This window comes from Pseudomonas sp. EGD-AK9, assembly GCF_000465935.2.
Lineage (GTDB): Bacteria > Pseudomonadota > Gammaproteobacteria > Pseudomonadales > Pseudomonadaceae > Aquipseudomonas.
In genome coordinates, this window is the sequence record NZ_AVOF01000807.1 from 1 (window position 1) to 14705 (window position 14705).

General features: G+C 66.5%; 14 protein-coding genes. 12 read left to right on the forward strand and 2 right to left on the reverse strand.

All coding sequences use genetic code 11. The features are described 5' to 3' along the window. The 7 genes from N878_RS24285 to N878_RS24315 form a co-directional block, all read left to right on the forward strand. Positions 1 to 780: penicillin acylase family protein (locus tag N878_RS24285; RefSeq protein WP_021446079.1), on the forward strand; the 780-nt coding region annotated here is incomplete at its 5' end. A 422-nt stretch (positions 781 to 1202) separates the two neighbouring features. Further along, positions 1203 to 2030 (forward strand): ammonia-dependent NAD(+) synthetase, encoded by an 828-nt coding sequence (gene nadE, locus N878_RS24290; protein ID WP_021446080.1) that lies wholly within the window; start codon positions 1203 to 1205, stop codon positions 2028 to 2030. Between the two features lie 106 nt (positions 2031 to 2136). Beyond that, complete coding sequence (locus tag N878_RS24295) at positions 2137 to 3240, forward strand: AI-2E family transporter (protein WP_021446081.1); 1104 nt, start codon at positions 2137 to 2139, stop codon at positions 3238 to 3240. Then, a complete protein-coding gene (locus N878_RS24300) occupies positions 3230 to 4750 on the forward strand; it encodes an efflux transporter outer membrane subunit (protein WP_021446082.1) in 1521 nt (506 codons plus the stop codon). Before N878_RS24295 ends, N878_RS24300 begins: the two co-directional genes overlap by 11 nt. Further along, a complete protein-coding gene (locus tag N878_RS24305; RefSeq protein WP_021446083.1) occupies positions 4747 to 5874 on the forward strand; it encodes an HlyD family secretion protein in 1128 nt (375 codons plus the stop codon). Before N878_RS24300 ends, N878_RS24305 begins: the two co-directional genes overlap by 4 nt. After that, positions 5874 to 6890 carry a DUF2955 domain-containing protein gene (locus tag N878_RS24310; RefSeq protein WP_021446084.1) on the forward strand — a complete coding sequence of 339 codons (1017 nt, stop codon included), beginning with the start codon at positions 5874 to 5876 and terminating at the stop codon, positions 6888 to 6890. The genes N878_RS24305 and N878_RS24310 overlap by 1 nt, the downstream gene beginning before the upstream one ends. A 9-nt stretch (positions 6891 to 6899) precedes the next feature. Further along, entirely contained in the window at positions 6900 to 7346 is a 447-nt protein-coding gene (locus tag N878_RS24315; protein ID WP_021446085.1) for a potassium channel family protein, read from the forward strand. Positions 7347 to 7457: 111 nt separating this feature from the next. Here the strand turns inward: N878_RS24315 and dcd are convergent, their stop codons facing one another. Then, positions 7458 to 8024, reverse strand: a complete 567-nt coding sequence (gene dcd / locus N878_RS24320; RefSeq protein ID WP_021446086.1) for a dCTP deaminase — start codon at positions 8022 to 8024, stop codon at positions 7458 to 7460. Between the two features lie 311 nt (positions 8025 to 8335). On the opposite strand from dcd, the gene N878_RS24325 reads away from it, so the two are divergent. Beyond that, on the forward strand, positions 8336 to 8545 hold the full coding sequence (locus N878_RS24325) for a cold-shock protein (protein WP_004423761.1): 210 nt from the start codon (positions 8336 to 8338) through the stop codon (positions 8543 to 8545). 185 nt (positions 8546 to 8730) lie between these two features. On the opposite strand, the gene apbC is transcribed toward N878_RS24325, so the two are convergent. Next, a complete protein-coding gene (apbC, locus tag N878_RS24330) occupies positions 8731 to 9819 on the reverse strand; it encodes an iron-sulfur cluster carrier protein ApbC (RefSeq protein ID WP_021446087.1) in 1089 nt (362 codons plus the stop codon). 164 nt (positions 9820 to 9983) lie between these two features. On the opposite strand from apbC, the gene metG reads away from it, so the two are divergent. The 4 genes from metG to rsxC all read left to right on the forward strand — a co-directional run. Next, positions 9984 to 12020 carry a methionine--tRNA ligase gene (gene metG, locus N878_RS24335; protein WP_031304037.1) on the forward strand — a complete coding sequence of 679 codons (2037 nt, stop codon included), beginning with the start codon at positions 9984 to 9986 and terminating at the stop codon, positions 12018 to 12020. Between the two features lie 119 nt (positions 12021 to 12139). Beyond that, entirely contained in the window at positions 12140 to 12724 is a 585-nt protein-coding gene (gene rsxA / locus N878_RS24340) for an electron transport complex subunit RsxA (protein ID WP_021446089.1), read from the forward strand. Next, a complete protein-coding gene (gene rsxB / locus N878_RS24345; RefSeq protein ID WP_021446090.1) occupies positions 12721 to 13296 on the forward strand; it encodes an electron transport complex subunit RsxB in 576 nt (191 codons plus the stop codon). The genes rsxA and rsxB overlap by 4 nt, the downstream gene beginning before the upstream one ends. Further along, a partial coding sequence (rsxC, locus tag N878_RS24350; protein WP_021446091.1) for an electron transport complex subunit RsxC occupies positions 13293 to 14705 on the forward strand: 1413 nt, incomplete at its 3' end. The genes rsxB and rsxC, both read left to right, overlap by 4 nt.

Here is a 14705-nt window from a genome sequence, read left to right on the forward strand (position 1 = left end):
ATCGCCGCCCTGCCGGCCGCCCAGCGCCCGCGCGCCGAGGAAGCCCTGCAACGCCTGCTGGCCTTCGACGGCAGGCTGGCCGCCAGCTCCGCCGATGCAGCGATCTACGCCGCCTTCCTGCATGAAAGCGCGCGGCAGACCTTCCTCGACGAACTCGGCCCGGACAGCAGCCCGGCCTGGCAGGCGCTGGTGCAGACCGCCAACACCTCCTACTCGGCGCAAGCCGACCACCTGCTCGGCCGCCCCGACAGCCCGTTCTGGAACGACCTGCGCACGCCGCAGCAGGAAGACAAGCCGGCCATCCTCGCTCGCAGCCTGGCCGCCAGCATCGAGCTGCTGGAAAGCCGCCTGGGCCAGGAGCGCAGCGCCTGGCAATGGGGCAAGCTGCACAGCTACGCATGGGTCACCGAGACCACCCGCCTAGCGCCCTATATGAGCGCCAGCCAGCGTGCCAGCATCAATGCGCTCAAGAGCTACCTGGACCGCGGCCCCTACCCGGCCGGCGGCGACCACAGCACGCTCAACGTCTCGGCCTATGCCTGGGGCCAGGACTTCGACACCTGGCTGATCCCGGCGATGCGCATCGTAGTCGACTTCGCCGCCGCCGAGCCGCTGCACGGCGTCAACAGCTCCGGCCAGTCGGGCAACCCGGCCAGCCCGCACTATGCCGACGGCATCGAGGCCTGGCTCAAGGGCGGCTATATGAGCTTCCCGTTCCGGGCGGAGAACCTGGACAAGGTCTACGGCAACCAGCGCCTGCTGCTGATGCCGGCCAGGTGACGACCGTTCGTCGGGTGGCGCTGAACCTTTCCGTCGGCGCCTCACTCAGACTATTCGACTTACTCCATAGATCATCGTTTAAGGCGCCTCTGGCGCCTTTTCTTTTGCCTGCGCAAAAGTCGCAGCCAAAAGATGGCCTTTTTACATCATCGAATTGAACTTACCGCCGACGCCGGGTTCGGAACCTGTGCATCGTTTGAAAGCTCCTGGCGCCTATGGCGCCTATTTTTTTAGGGCCTGCCATCCCTGGCGCCCCCCCCTACGGGCCGTCGCTGCGCGACGTTGAAAATGCCTCCCGGGCATTTTTTGTCCGCTCCTCGCGCCCGTCGCTCTCTGGCCTGCACTTTTCCCCTGGATCGACGTAAGCTCTAGCGCTTTCCGTTTCCCGCTTTGCAGCGCCGACCCGCATCAAGGAGCCCGAGATGAGCAACCGCCAAGCCGAAATCGCCGCCGCCCTGGAGGTGGTGCCGCCCTTTGCCGACGAAGCCGCCCTGGTCGCCGAGATCGAACGGCGCAAGGCCTTTATCAAGCAGTGCCTGCGCAACTCGGGGCTGAAGGTGCTGGTGCTCGGTATCAGCGGCGGCGTCGACTCGCTGACCGCCGGGCGCCTGGCGCAGTTGTCGGTGGAGGAGCTGCGCGCCGAAACCGGCGATTCGGCGTACCGCTTTATCGCCGTACGCCTGCCGCACAACGCCCAGCACGACGAGCACGACGCCCAGGATTCGCTGAAATTCATCCGCGCCGATGAAGAGGACACCGTCAATATCGCCAGCAGCGTGCTGGGGCTGGGCGAACAGGTCACCCACCTGCAGAAACTGACCGACGCGCGCCGCGACTTCGTGGTCGGCAATATCAAGGCACGCATCCGCATGGTCGCCCAGTTCGCCATCGCCAACGCCAACAACGGCCTGGTGATAGGTACCGACCACGCCGCCGAGGCGGTGATGGGTTTCTTCACCAAGTTCGGCGACGGCGCCTGCGACCTGGCGCCGCTGTCCGGGCTGGTGAAGCATCAGGTACGCGCCATCGCCAGGCACCTGGGCGCACCGCAGCACCTGGTGATGAAGACCCCGACCGCCGACCTGGAAGAACTGCGCCCGGGCAAGCCGGACGAGGAAGCCCATGGCGTCAGCTACGCCGAGATCGACGCCTTCCTGCACGGCGAAAGGGTCAGCGAGGCGGCCTATGCCACCATCGTGCGCACCTTCGATGCCACCCGCCACAAACGCGAGCTGCCGCTGGTGCCCTGAGTGACTGCGCCGCGGGCTGGAATGCCCGCGGCAGGCTACGCTGTTTTGAAGTAACGGCCCGCCCCTAGTCGCGCGGGCTCGAGCCACTTCAGCAGGGGTACGCCGCATGTCGCCGAACGCCACGCCAGAACGGATCTTTAACCGTACCCTGCTCGACACCCTGATCCGCGCTGGCATGATCGCCGCCCTGGTAGTGGCCTGCTTCGAGGTGTTCAGCCCCTTCCTTAGCCTGATGTTCTGGGCGCTGATTCTCGCCGTCACCCTCTATCCGCTGCACAACCTGCTCAAGCCCCGCCTGGGCCGCAGCGACAGCCGTGCCGCCACCTTGATCGTGATCCTGGCGATCGCCGTCCTGCTGATCCCCATCTACCTGCTCGGCACCTCGCTGACCGAGTCGGTGCAGGTGGCAATTGCCACGGTCAAGTCGGGCGCCGTGCATATCCCGCCACCACCGGATGCGGTCGCCCAGTGGCCACTGATCGGCAAGCAACTGCATGGCTTCTGGGCACAGCTCGCCTCCGACCTGACCGGCGTCCTGCAACGCCTGGCCCCGCATCTCAAAGACATGACCCTGGGCCTGCTCGGCAAGCTTGCCGGAGTGGGAGTCGGCATGCTGGTCTTCATCGCCGCGCTGATGATCGCCGGCATCATCATGGCCTACGGCGAAAACGGTCATCAGAGCGCCCGCCGCATCTCGGCGCGGATATTCGAGCCGGGTCGCAGCGATCAGCTGGTCGAGCTGTGCACAGCCACCATCCGCGCCGTGGCCCAGGGCGTGATCGGCATCGCCTTCATCCAGATGCTGCTGATCGGCGCCGGATTCATCTTCATGGGCGTTCCCGGCGCCGGCCTGCTGGCCCTGGCCGTCTTGCTGCTGGGGATCATGCAGCTGCCGGCCACGCTGATTACCCTGCCGGTGATCGCCTTCGTCTTCTTCAACGAAGGCGCCACCCTGGCCAGCATCGTCTTCGCCATCTACGTGTTCGTCGCCGGCCTCGCCGACAACGTGCTCAAGCCGCTGCTGCTCGGCCGCGGCGTGGACGTGCCGATGCCGGTGGTGCTGGTCGGCGCCCTGGGCGGCATGGTCAGCGGCGGCATCATCGGCCTGTTCATCGGCCCGGTGCTGCTGGCGGTGGGCTACAAACTGTTCTGGCAATGGGTCGACACCCCGCCCGCCAGCAGCGCGGCTGGCCCGCGGGATGGCGATTAAGCAGCGCCGCGCCTGGGCATTGCTGGCCGCAGCCAGCCTGGCTGGCTGCGTGCGCCTGGGGCCGGACTTCCAATCACCGCGGCAGGCCTGGATCGACCACTGGGACAGCCAGGCGCTGAACGCGGCCAGCCAACAGCACCCGCAGCCGGACAACCGGCAATGGTGGACGCAGTTCGACGACCCGCTGCTCGAGCGCCTGATCGCCGAAGCGGACGTCCACAACCCCAACCTGCGCATCGCCGCCCTGCGCATCCTCGAGGCCCGCGCCCAGCTCGGCATCGCCCGCAGCGGGCGCTACCCGCAACTGCAGCAGGCCAGCGCCGACGCCTTCTACCTGGACCGCAACCAGTACGGTGGCGACACCGAGCTGGACAGCAGTGCCTGGCAGTACGGCGCCGGCTTCGACATCGGCTGGGAGCTGGACTTCTGGGGTCGCTACAGCCGCGCCATCGAATCCGCCGATGCCAGCTACTTCGCCGCCCGGGCCAACTACGAGGACGCCCTGGTGCTGCTGCGTGCCCAGGTGGCGCAGACCTACTTCGCCCTGCGCACCGCCGAGGCGCGCCTGGGCATCGCGCGCGACAACGCCAGGCTGCAGAAGCGCAGCCTGGAGATCACCGAACGCCTGTTCAACAGCGGCAACAGCGACGAACTCGACCTGCAGCAGGCCAAGACCCAGTACCTGGGCACCCTGAGCAGCGTGCCCGAGCTGGAGGCCCAGGCGGCGCAGACGCGCAACGCCCTCGCCGTGCTGATCGGCCAGCCGCCGGGTAGCCTGCCCGAGCTGAGCGCGCAGACCGGCCTGGTGCCGCTGGTCGACCAGGCCCTGCTCGACGACGTGCCGGCCAACCTGCTGCTGCGCCGCCCCGATGTACGCGCCGCCGAACTCCAGGTGGCCGCCCAGTCCGCCCTGATCGGGGTGGCCGAGAGCGACCTGTACCCCTCGCTCAGCCTGCTCGGCAGCATCGGTTGGTCGGCCAGCAGCCAGGCCGGCAGCCCCGATACGATGAGCCTCGGCGCCGGCCCCAGCCTGACCTGGAACCTGTTCGACCACGGCCGCCTGCGCAACAACGTGCGCGTGCAGGATGCGCGACTGCAGCAACTAATCGAGGCCTACCGCGACCGCGTGCGCCAGGCCGCGCGCGAAGCCGACGACGCCGCCACCGGCCTGAGCAAAGCCCTGGAGCGCGAGCGCATCCTGCGCGAGGCCGCGTTCTCGGCCCAGCGCTCGCTGACCCTGGCCAGCGCCCAGTACCGCGAGGGCTACTCCGACTTCCAACGGGTGCTGGACGCCCAGCGCGCCCTGTTCGTCCAGCAGGATGGTTACCTGGTGGCGCGCAGCGCCGCACTGAGCAACCTGATCGACCTCTATCGCGCCCTCGGCGGCGGCTGGCACAGCAGCCAGCCGTTGCTCGACGACGCCACCCGCGAGCAGATGCGCCAGCGTACCGACTGGGGCGAGCTGCTCGACGAACAATCACCACCGTCCGCCCAGGCAGCCACGCCATGACCGACAGCCCGGAAACCACCGACCAGCCAGCCGCCAAACCCGCGGGCAAGGAGCGAGATCCCAGCCGCCGCGGGGTGCAGATCACCCTCGCCGCGATCGGCCTGACCCTGGTCTGGTACCTGCTGGCCGACCGCTTTACCCCCTATACCCAGCAGGCGCGGGTGCAGGCCTACGTGGTCGCGGTGGCACCGGAGGTGGCCGGGCGCATCCAGCGGGTGCTGGTCGGCAACAACCAGACGGTCGAGGCCGGCCAGGTGCTGTTCGAACTCAACCCGCAGCCCTACGAGATCGCCGTGGCCAAGGCCCGCGCCGAGTTGGAAAACATGCGCGGCCAGGTGGGCGCCAGTACCGCCGCCATCGACTCGGCCCTGGCCTCGCAGCGCGCCGCCGAGGCCGGCGAGCTGGAAGCCAGGCAGGATCGCGAGCGCCTGGAACGCCTGTATCGCGAAGACCCCGGGACCATCTCCCTGCGCCGCCTGGAAATCTCCCGGGCCAATTTGCAGCAGGCCATCAGCCAGGTGGCCGCGGCCCGTGCCGAAGTGCAGCGCGCCCGCGAAAGCGAGGGCGGTAGCGGTGCGGACAACGCCCGCCTGCGCAGCGCCGCCGCGGCTCTCGAGCAGGCCGAGCTGGATCTGAGCAAGACCCAGGTACGCGCCGCCTCCGCCGGGCTGATCACCGACCTGCGCAGCGAAGTCGGCCAGTATGCGGCGGCCGGCAGCCCGCAGATGACCCTGATCGGCCTCAACGACCTATGGATCAGCGCCGAGATGAGCGAGAACAACCTCGGCCACCTGCAGCCCGGCACGGCGGTTGCCATCGTCCTCGACGCCCGCCCCGGGCATGTCTATCGCGGCCGTGTGCGCAGCATCGGTTACGGCATCAGCGTCGGCCAGAGCACCCCGCCCGGCAGCCTGCCGACGGTGGAGAACAGCCGCGACTGGCTGCGCGCGGCACAGCGCTTCCCGGTGATCATCGAGTTCGCCGAGGGCGAACTGGGCGACTACCAGGGCCTGCGCGTCGGCGGCCAGGCCGAGGTGATGGCCTTCCCCAGCGAGGGCAACCCGCTGAACCTGCTCGGCCGCGCCTTTCTGCGCGTGATGAGCTGGCTGTCGTTCGCCTACTGATGGCCGGCCCGACCGATCCACGCCCGCAGCGCGCCCTGCGCCTGGCCTGCGGGGTGGCCTGTGGCACCGTGCTGGGCTTCGGCCTGGGCCTGCCGCTGCCGTTTCTCACGCCGGTGCTGGTGCTGCTCCTGCTGGCGATGAGCAACCAGCCGCTGACCCTCAGGGCCGGCCTGAGCCTGGCCCTGGTGGCCGCCCTGACCTGCGGCAGCGGCCTGCTGCTAAGCCCGCTGCTGCGTCACTCGCCGTTCAGCGGCGTGCTGCTGGTGGCACTCGGCCTGTTTTTCAGCTTTCGTTTCGCCCTGCGCGGCGGCAATGGCCTGCTGTCGACCTTGCAGGTCATCGGCCTGACCCTGATTACCGCTGCCGGCACCAGCTCCATGGCGCTCGGCCAGGAAGTGGTGATCGCGCTGATCAAGGCCGTGCTGCTGACCACCCTGTGCGTGGCGATCGGCCACTGGCTGTTTCCCGACCCCGCAGGACTGCCGCCCGCGGCCAAGCCGGCGGCCATGGGTCAGGCGCGTTCCGAGTGGATCGCCCTGCGCGCCATGCTGGTGGTGCTGCCGGCCTGGCTGCTGGCGCTGATCGACCCCGCCAGCTACATACCGCTGGTGATGAAAGCGGCCAGCCTCGGCCAGCAGGTGTGCGGCACCAGCGCCCGCGACGCCGGCCGTGAACTGCTCGGCTCGACCCTGCTCGGCGGCGCGCTGGCCATAGCCTTCTGGGCACTGCTGAGCATCCTGCCGCACCTGTGGCTGTTCTTCCTGCTGATGCTGCTGTTCATCCTGCTGCTGGCGCGGCGCCTCTACCAGTTGGTGGCCAACCGCCTGAGCCCCGGCTTCTGGCTGAACAGCGCGATGACCCTGATCATCCTGCTGGGCCAGTCGGTGCAGGACAGCGCCCTCGGCAAGGATGTCTACAGCGCCTTCGCCATCCGCATGGGCCTGTTCGTCCTCGTCACCCTGTACGCCTGCGCGGCGGTTTACCTGATCGACCGGCGCGTCACCATGCCCCCCTGAGGAAAAGCCATGTTCCTGAACCTGCTGATCGGCCTGCCCATGACCATGCTGTGCCTGCTGCTGCAGGCCGTGATGGTCGCCCTCAGCCTGCGTCGTTATATCGACTATCGGCATGGCCTGAGCCGGCCATCGCTCGGCAGCACCATCCTGACCCTGAGCCTGGTGATGCTGTTCATGCTGTTCGGCAACTTCCTGCAGATGAGCATCTGGGCCGGGCTGTACGTCGTGCTCGGCGAATTCGAAACCTTTGCCCAGGCCCTGTACTTCTCCGGCGTGACCTTTTCCACCCTGGGTTACGGCGATCTGGTGCTCTCCCCGCCGCGGCAGCTGCTGAGCGCACTGGAGGCGGCCAACGGCATCCTCATGTTCGGCGTCTCCACGGCCGTGCTGACTGCCGCACTCGGCGACGTGCTCAAGCACTACGCCCAGCAGCGCAAGACCGCACAGGAGCCCTGAGGCACTGCGCCGGCTGGCAAACGGCTAACCGCTGGTCGCCAGCCGCTTATCGAGCGGGGCAAAGACGAAAAAGCCGAGCAGAGGCTCGGCTTTTTCGGATGCAGCGGCCATTCAGGCCTTGGGCAGGGTCACGCCCAGCTGGCCCTGGTACTTGCCGCCGCGATCCTTGTACGACACCTCGCAGGCCTCGTCCGACTGCAGGAACAGCATCTGCGCCACGCCCTCGTTGGCGTAGATCTTCGCCGGCAGGGTGGTGGTGTTGGAGAACTCCAGGGTCACATGGCCTTCCCACTCCGGCTCCAGCGGCGTGACGTTGACGATGATGCCGCAGCGCGCATAGGTGCTCTTGCCCAGACAGATGGTCAGCACGTCGCGCGGGATGCGGAAGAACTCCACGGTGCGGGCCAGGGCGAAGGAGTTCGGCGGGATGATGCAGACGTCGCTCTTCACGTCGACGAAGCTCTTCTCGTCGAAGTTCTTCGGGTCGACGGTGGCCGAGTTGATGTTGGTGAACACCTTGAATTCGTCGGCGCAGCGCACGTCGTAGCCGTAGCTGGACACGCCGTAGGAGATCAGCCGCTCGTTGCCTTCGGTGCGCACCTGGCGCTCGACGAAGGGCTCGATCATGCCGTGCTCGAGAGCCATGCGGCGAATCCACTTGTCCGATTTGATGCTCATGGCGAGGTGTCCTGAATGGGCGGTGGCGAAAAAAGTGAGCGCATCTTACCGACCCCGGCGCCCCGCTTCAAAGGCTGTCGACCGGCGTCACGACCGGCCGCCGCGAGTTATTTGCAAGAAAGACGCACGCAGCATTCGCACTCGACGATAAAAACACGTATGGTGTGCCCACTGTGCTGCATGTGTCACCGCGAATCGCTACTAGATGCCTAGATCTCGATCCAAACATCGTCCGACTCCTAGTACTCGTTGCACTCAGTCCCGGCCTGGGCTTTTCCAGGGCTGTTATTACTTTTGTTAGGAGACATCACATGTCCAATCGTCAGACTGGCACCGTTAAGTGGTTCAACGATGAGAAAGGCTACGGCTTCATCACCCCGCAATCCGGTGACGACCTGTTCGTACACTTCAAAGCCATCCAGAGCGATGGTTTCAAGAGCCTGAAAGAAGGCCAGCAAGTGACTTTCGTGGCCACCCGTGGTCAGAAAGGCATGCAGGCTGAGGAAGTTCAGGTTGTCTAACCTGAGCTGACCCGCTTGAAAAGAGCCCCGCCTAGTGCGGGGCTTTTTTATGGCCAGAAGAAATACCGGCCAATGGGAGACGACTGCAGGAATGCCAGAGGAGGCATGGCGATTCAGATCAGCCCCCCTCCCGCCCCTCGGGCACCCTCTCCCATAAATGGGAGAGGGTCATCAGAAGGCCGCTTTCAGTCGTCGCTGATCTCGATGCTCGGCATCGCCGGCTGGCCGGCCTGGGCGATGCGCGCGCCGACCTTGCGCGCCAGGTCCTGGTAGATCATGGCGATCTGGCTTTCCGGATCGGCGATGGTGGTCGGCTTGCCGTCGTCGGCCTGCATGCGGATGGCCATCGACAGCGGCAGGGACGCCAGCAGCTCGACACCGTACTGCGCCGCCAGCTTCTCGCCGCCGCCCTCGCCGAACAGGTGCTCGGCATGGCCGCAGTTGGAGCAGATGTGCACGGCCATGTTCTCCACCACGCCCAGCACCGGGATATGCACCTTGCGGAACATCTCCACGCCCTTCTTCGCATCCAGCAGGGCCAGGTCCTGCGGCGTGGTGACTATCACGCTGCCAGCCACCGGCACCTTCTGCGCCAGGGTCAGCTGGATGTCGCCGGTGCCCGGCGGCATGTCCACCACCAGGTAATCCAGGTCGTTCCAGGCGGTCTGGGTGATCAGCTGCAGCAGTGCGCCGCTGACCATCGGCCCGCGCCAGACCATCGGCGTGTTGTCGTCGGTGAGAAAGGCCATGGACATCACCTGCACGCCATGCGCCTCGAGCGGCACGAACCACTTCTGTTCGCGCACCTGCGGCCGCGTGCCTTCGGCGATGCCGAACATGATGCCCTGGCTCGGCCCGTAGATATCGGCGTCGAGAATGCCCACCCGCGCGCCTTCGCGGGCCAGGGCCAGGGCCAGGTTGGCCGCGGTGGTGGACTTGCCCACCCCGCCCTTGCCCGATGCCACGGCGATCACGTTCTTCACCCCGGCCAGCGCCGGCACCTGGGCCTGGCCCTGGTGCGACTCGATCAGGCAATCGACCTGCACCCGTGCACTGTCGACGCCATCGAGGCTCTCCAGCGCCATCTGCAGCATCTGCGCCCAGCCGTTCTTGAACAGCCCGGCGGCGTAGCCCAGCTGCAGACGCACATTGACCTGGCCACCCTGGATCTCGACCTCGCGCAGACAGCCGGCGCTGACCGGGTCCTGGTCCAGATGGGGGTCGGTGAACCGACGCAGACAGGCTTCGACCGCTTCGCGGGTGACGGCACTCATGCAAGAACTCCAAGAACAAGGCAGGGCAGAAACAGGCGCCCATCATAGCAGCAGCGCCATCGGGCGATGGAGCACGGCGCTTTTCCGTGGCGCAGGTAGCTTGAAGCTTGTCGCTTCCCTTATAGTTGCCGACTTCCCTCGTTTTACCAGTGCAGCCGATCACCATGACCGAAGCCCGCAAGATTCTCGTTACCAGCGCCCTCCCCTACGCCAACGGCTCGATCCACCTCGGCCATATGCTCGAGTACGTGCAGACCGACATGTGGGTGCGCTTCCAGAAACTGCGCGGCAACCAGGCGATCTACGTGTGCGCCGACGATGCCCACGGCTCGGCCATCATGCTGCGCGCCGAGAAGGAAGGCATCACCCCCGAGCAGCTGATCGCCAATGTGCAGGCCGAGCACACCGCCGATTTCGCCGACTTCGGCGTGGACTTCGACAACTACCACTCGACCCACTCGCAGGAGAACCGCGAGCTGTCGGCGGCGATCTACCTCAAGCTGCGCGACGCCGGGCATATCGCCACCCGCTCGGTGACCCAGTACTTCGACCCCGAGAAGGGCATGTTCCTCGCCGACCGCTTCATCAAGGGCACCTGCCCCAAGTGTGCGGCCGAGGACCAGTACGGCGACAACTGCGAGAAATGCGGCGCCACCTACGCCCCCACCGAGCTGAAGGACCCGCGCTCGGCGATCTCCGGCGCGGTGCCGGTGCTCAAGGACTCCAAGCACTTCTTCTTCAAGCTGCCGGACTTCGAGGCCATGCTCAAGCAGTGGACCCGCAGCGGCAGCCTGCAGGAGGCGGTGGCCAACAAGATCGCCGAATGGCTCGACGGCGGCCTGCAGGAGTGGGACATCAGCCGCGATGCGCCCTACTTCGGCTTCGAGATTCCCGACGAGCCGGGCAAGTACTTCTACGTCTGGCTCGACGCACCGATCGGCTATATGGCCAGCTTCAAAAATCTGTGTTCCAAGCGCCCGGAGCTTTCCTTCGACGCCTTCTGGAACAAGGATTCGACCGCCGAGCTGTATCACTTCATCGGCAAGGACATCGTCAACTTCCACGCCCTGTTCTGGCCGGCCATGCTCGAAGGCGCCGGCTACCGCAAGCCCACCGCGGTCAATGTGCACGGCTACCTGACGGTGAACGGGCAGAAGATGTCCAAGTCGCGCGGTACCTTTATCAAGGCCAGGACTTATCTCGATCACCTGAACCCGGAATACCTGCGCTACTACTACGCCAGCAAGCTGGGCCGCGGTGTCGATGACCTCGACCTGAACCTCGAGGACTTCGTGCAGAAGGTCAACTCCGACCTGGTCGGCAAGGTGGTCAATATCGCCAGCCGCTGCGCGGGCTTTATCCACAAGGGCAACAATGGGGTGCTGGTCGCCGCCAATCCCGAGCCCGAGCTGTGGGCCGCCTTCCAGGCCGCCGCACCGAGCATCGCCGAGGCCTACGAGGCGCGCGACTTCTCCCGCGCCATGCGCGAGATCATGGCCCTGGCCGACCGCGCCAACGCCTGGATCGCCGACAAGGCGCCCTGGGCGCTGAACAAGGTGGAAGGCAAGCAGGCCGAAGTGCAGGAAATCTGCGCCCTGGGCGTCAACCTGTTCCGCCAGCTGGTGATCATGTTGAAACCCGTGCTGCCGAAACTGGCCGCCGACGCCGAAGCCTTCCTCAATGTCGCCCCGCAAACCTGGGCCGACCTGGCGCTGCCGCTGGCCAACCACCAGCTCAACCCGTTCAACCCGCTGCTGACCCGTATCGAACCCGCGAAGATAGACGCCATGATCGAAGCCTCCAAGGAAGACCTCGCCGCAGAAAGCGCCAAGCCTGCCGGTAACGGCGAGCTGACCAAGGACCCGCTGGCCGCCGAGATCGCCTTCGACGCCTTCGCCGCCGTCGACCTGCGTATCGCCCTGATCGAGAAGTGCGAGTTCGTCGAGGGCGCCGACAAGCTGCTGCGGCTGTCACTGGATATCGGCGACGCCAAGCGCAACGTGTTCTCCGGGATCAAGTCCGCCTACCCGGACCCGAGCAAGCTGGAAGGCCGCCTGACCCTGTACGTGGCCAACCTGGCGCCGCGCAAGATGAAGTTCGGCGTGTCCGAAGGCATGGTGCTGGCCGCCGGTCCCGGCGGCGAGGAAATATACCTGCTCAGCCCGGACAGCGGCGCCAAACCGGGCCAGCGCGTCAAGTAAGCGCCAGCTAGGCTTATAGGCGTCGAACAAGCCGGCCAATGCCGGCTTGTTTGCTTCTGCGCGCTTCCCGATAATAAGCGCCCTTTTTCTATGGCCTTTTCGAGCACAACGGCAACCCGATGACCGAACTCGTCCTGATCATGGTCAGCGCCATCCTGGTCAATAACTTCGTGCTGGTGCAGTTCCTCGGCCTGTGCCCCTTCATGGGCGTGTCGAAGAAGATCGAGACGGCCATCGGCCTGTCCCTGGCCACCACCTTCGTGCTGACCCTGGCCGCCATGTGCAGCTACCTGGTGCAGCAGTACGTGCTCAGGCCGCTGGACCTGGAGTTCCTGCGCACCATCAGCTTCATCCTGGTGATCGCGGTGACCGTGCAGTTCACCGAGATGGTGGTGAACAAGACCAGCCCGCTGCTGTACCGCGTGCTGGGCATCTTCCTGCCGCTGATCACCACCAACTGCATCGTTCTCGGCGTGGCCCTGCTCAACGCCAACAAGGCCGAGTTCACCTTCGTCAGCGCCACCGCCAACGGCTTCGCCGCCGGCCTGGGCTTCTCCCTGGTGCTGGTGCTGTTCGCCGCCATGCGCGAGCGCATCGCCATCGCCGACGTGCCCAAGTCGTTCCAGGGCGCGGCCATCGGCATGATCACCGCGGGCCTGATGTCGTTGGCGTTCATGGGCTTTACCGGGTTGATCAAGCTATGAACCTGGTTCTCGTCGCCGTCCTCGCCCTACTCGGCCTGTGCCTGCTGGCCGGCGCCATCCTCGGTTTCGCCGCGGTGCGCTTCAAGGTCGAGGGCGACCCCATCGCCGAGCAGATCAACGCCCTGCTGCCGCAGACCCAGTGCGGCCAGTGCGGCTACCCTGGCTGCAAGCCCTACGCCGAGGCGATCGCCGGCGGCGACAAGATCAACAAGTGCCCGCCCGGCGGCGAGGCGACCATCGCCGCCTTGGCCGATCTGCTCGACGTCGAGCCCGAGCCGCTGGACGCAGTGGAAGGCGAGAAGCCGCAGATGGTCGCCTATATCCGCGAGGCCGAGTGCATCGGCTGCACCAAGTGCATCCAGGCCTGCCCGGTGGACGCCATAGTCGGTGCGGCGCGGCAGATGCACACGGTGATCGTCAGCGAATGCACCGGCTGCGACCTGTGCGTGGAGCCCTGCCCGGTGGACTGCATCGACATGCTCGAAGTGGGCGGCAGCGTACAGAGCTGGAAATGGGACAAGCCGCTGGCGCCCGGCCAGTTGATCGCCAGTGACCGGGAGCAGGCGGCATGAGCGCGCAAGAGCGTATCTGGGATATCCCCGGCGGCATCCATCCGGCCGAGCGCAAGGAACTGTCCAACCGCACCCCGATCCAGCAGGCGCCGTTGCCGGCCCGCCTGACCTTGCCGCTGGGCCAGCATATCGGCGCCGTCGCCGAGCCTTGCGTGGTGGTCGGCGAGCGGGTGCGCAAGGGGCAGAAGATCGCCGAGGCCACCGGTTTCGTCAGCGCGCCGCTGCATGCGCCGACCTCCGGCACGGTCAGCTTTATCGGCCCGCAGCCCTACCCGCATGTCTCCGGCATGCTGGCGCCGGCCATCGTGATCGACAGCGACGGCCTGGACGAGTGGATCGAACTGACCCCGCATCCCGACTACCGGCATATGGACTCCGCCGAACTGCTGGCGCTGATCCGCGACGCCGGCATCAGTGGCCTGGGCGGCGCGGGCTTCCCCACCGCGGTGAAGCTCACCGCGCGGCCGACGCAGAAGATCCACACGCTGATCATCAACGGCACCGAGTGCGAGCCCTATATCACCGCCGACGACTTGCTGATGCGCGAGCGCGCCGCTGAGCTGGTTTCCGGCATCGATATCCTGGTGCAGCTGATCCAGCCCGAGCAGGTGCTGATCGGCATCGAGGACAACAAGCCCGAGGCCATCGCCGCGGTGGGCGGCGCCTGCAGCGAGCGCAGCTACCAGGTGCGGGTGTTCCCCACCAAGTACCCCTCCGGCGGCGAGAAGCAGCTGATCCAGATCCTCACCGGTGTCGAGGTGCCATCGGGCGGCCTGCCGGCCGATATTGGCATACTCTGCCAGAACGTCGGCACCTGCGTGGCCGTGCACGAGGCCGTGGTGCACGGCAAGCCGCTGATCTCGCGCATCACCACCCTCACCGGCGAGGCCCTGGCGCGCCCGGGCAACGTCGAGGCACTGCTCGGTACGCCAGTCGGCGAGCTGCTGGAATTTGCCGGGCTCGACCGGAGCAAGCTCAATCGCCTGATCATGGGCGGACCGATGATGGGCTTCACCCTGCCCAGCCTCGAAGTGCCGCTGATCAAGACCGCCAACTGCCTGCTGGCCAGTACCGCCGCCGAGCTGCCGCCACCGCCGCCGGCGCTGCCCTGCATCCGCTGCGGCGAATGCGCCGAAGCCTGCCCGGCCAGCCTGCTGCCGCAGCAGCTGCATTTCTTCGCCCTGGGCCAGGAGCATGAGCAGCTCAAGGCACACAACCTGTTCGACTGCATCGAGTGCGGCGCCTGCGCCTATGTCTGCCCGTCGAGCATCCCGCTGGTACAGTACTACCGCGCGGCCAAGGCGGAAATCCGCGAGCTGGAGCAGAAGCAGCTCAAGGCCGAGCACTCCAAGCAGCGCTTCGAGCAGCGCCAGGAGCGCCTGCGCCGCGCCGAGGAACAGAAGGAAGCC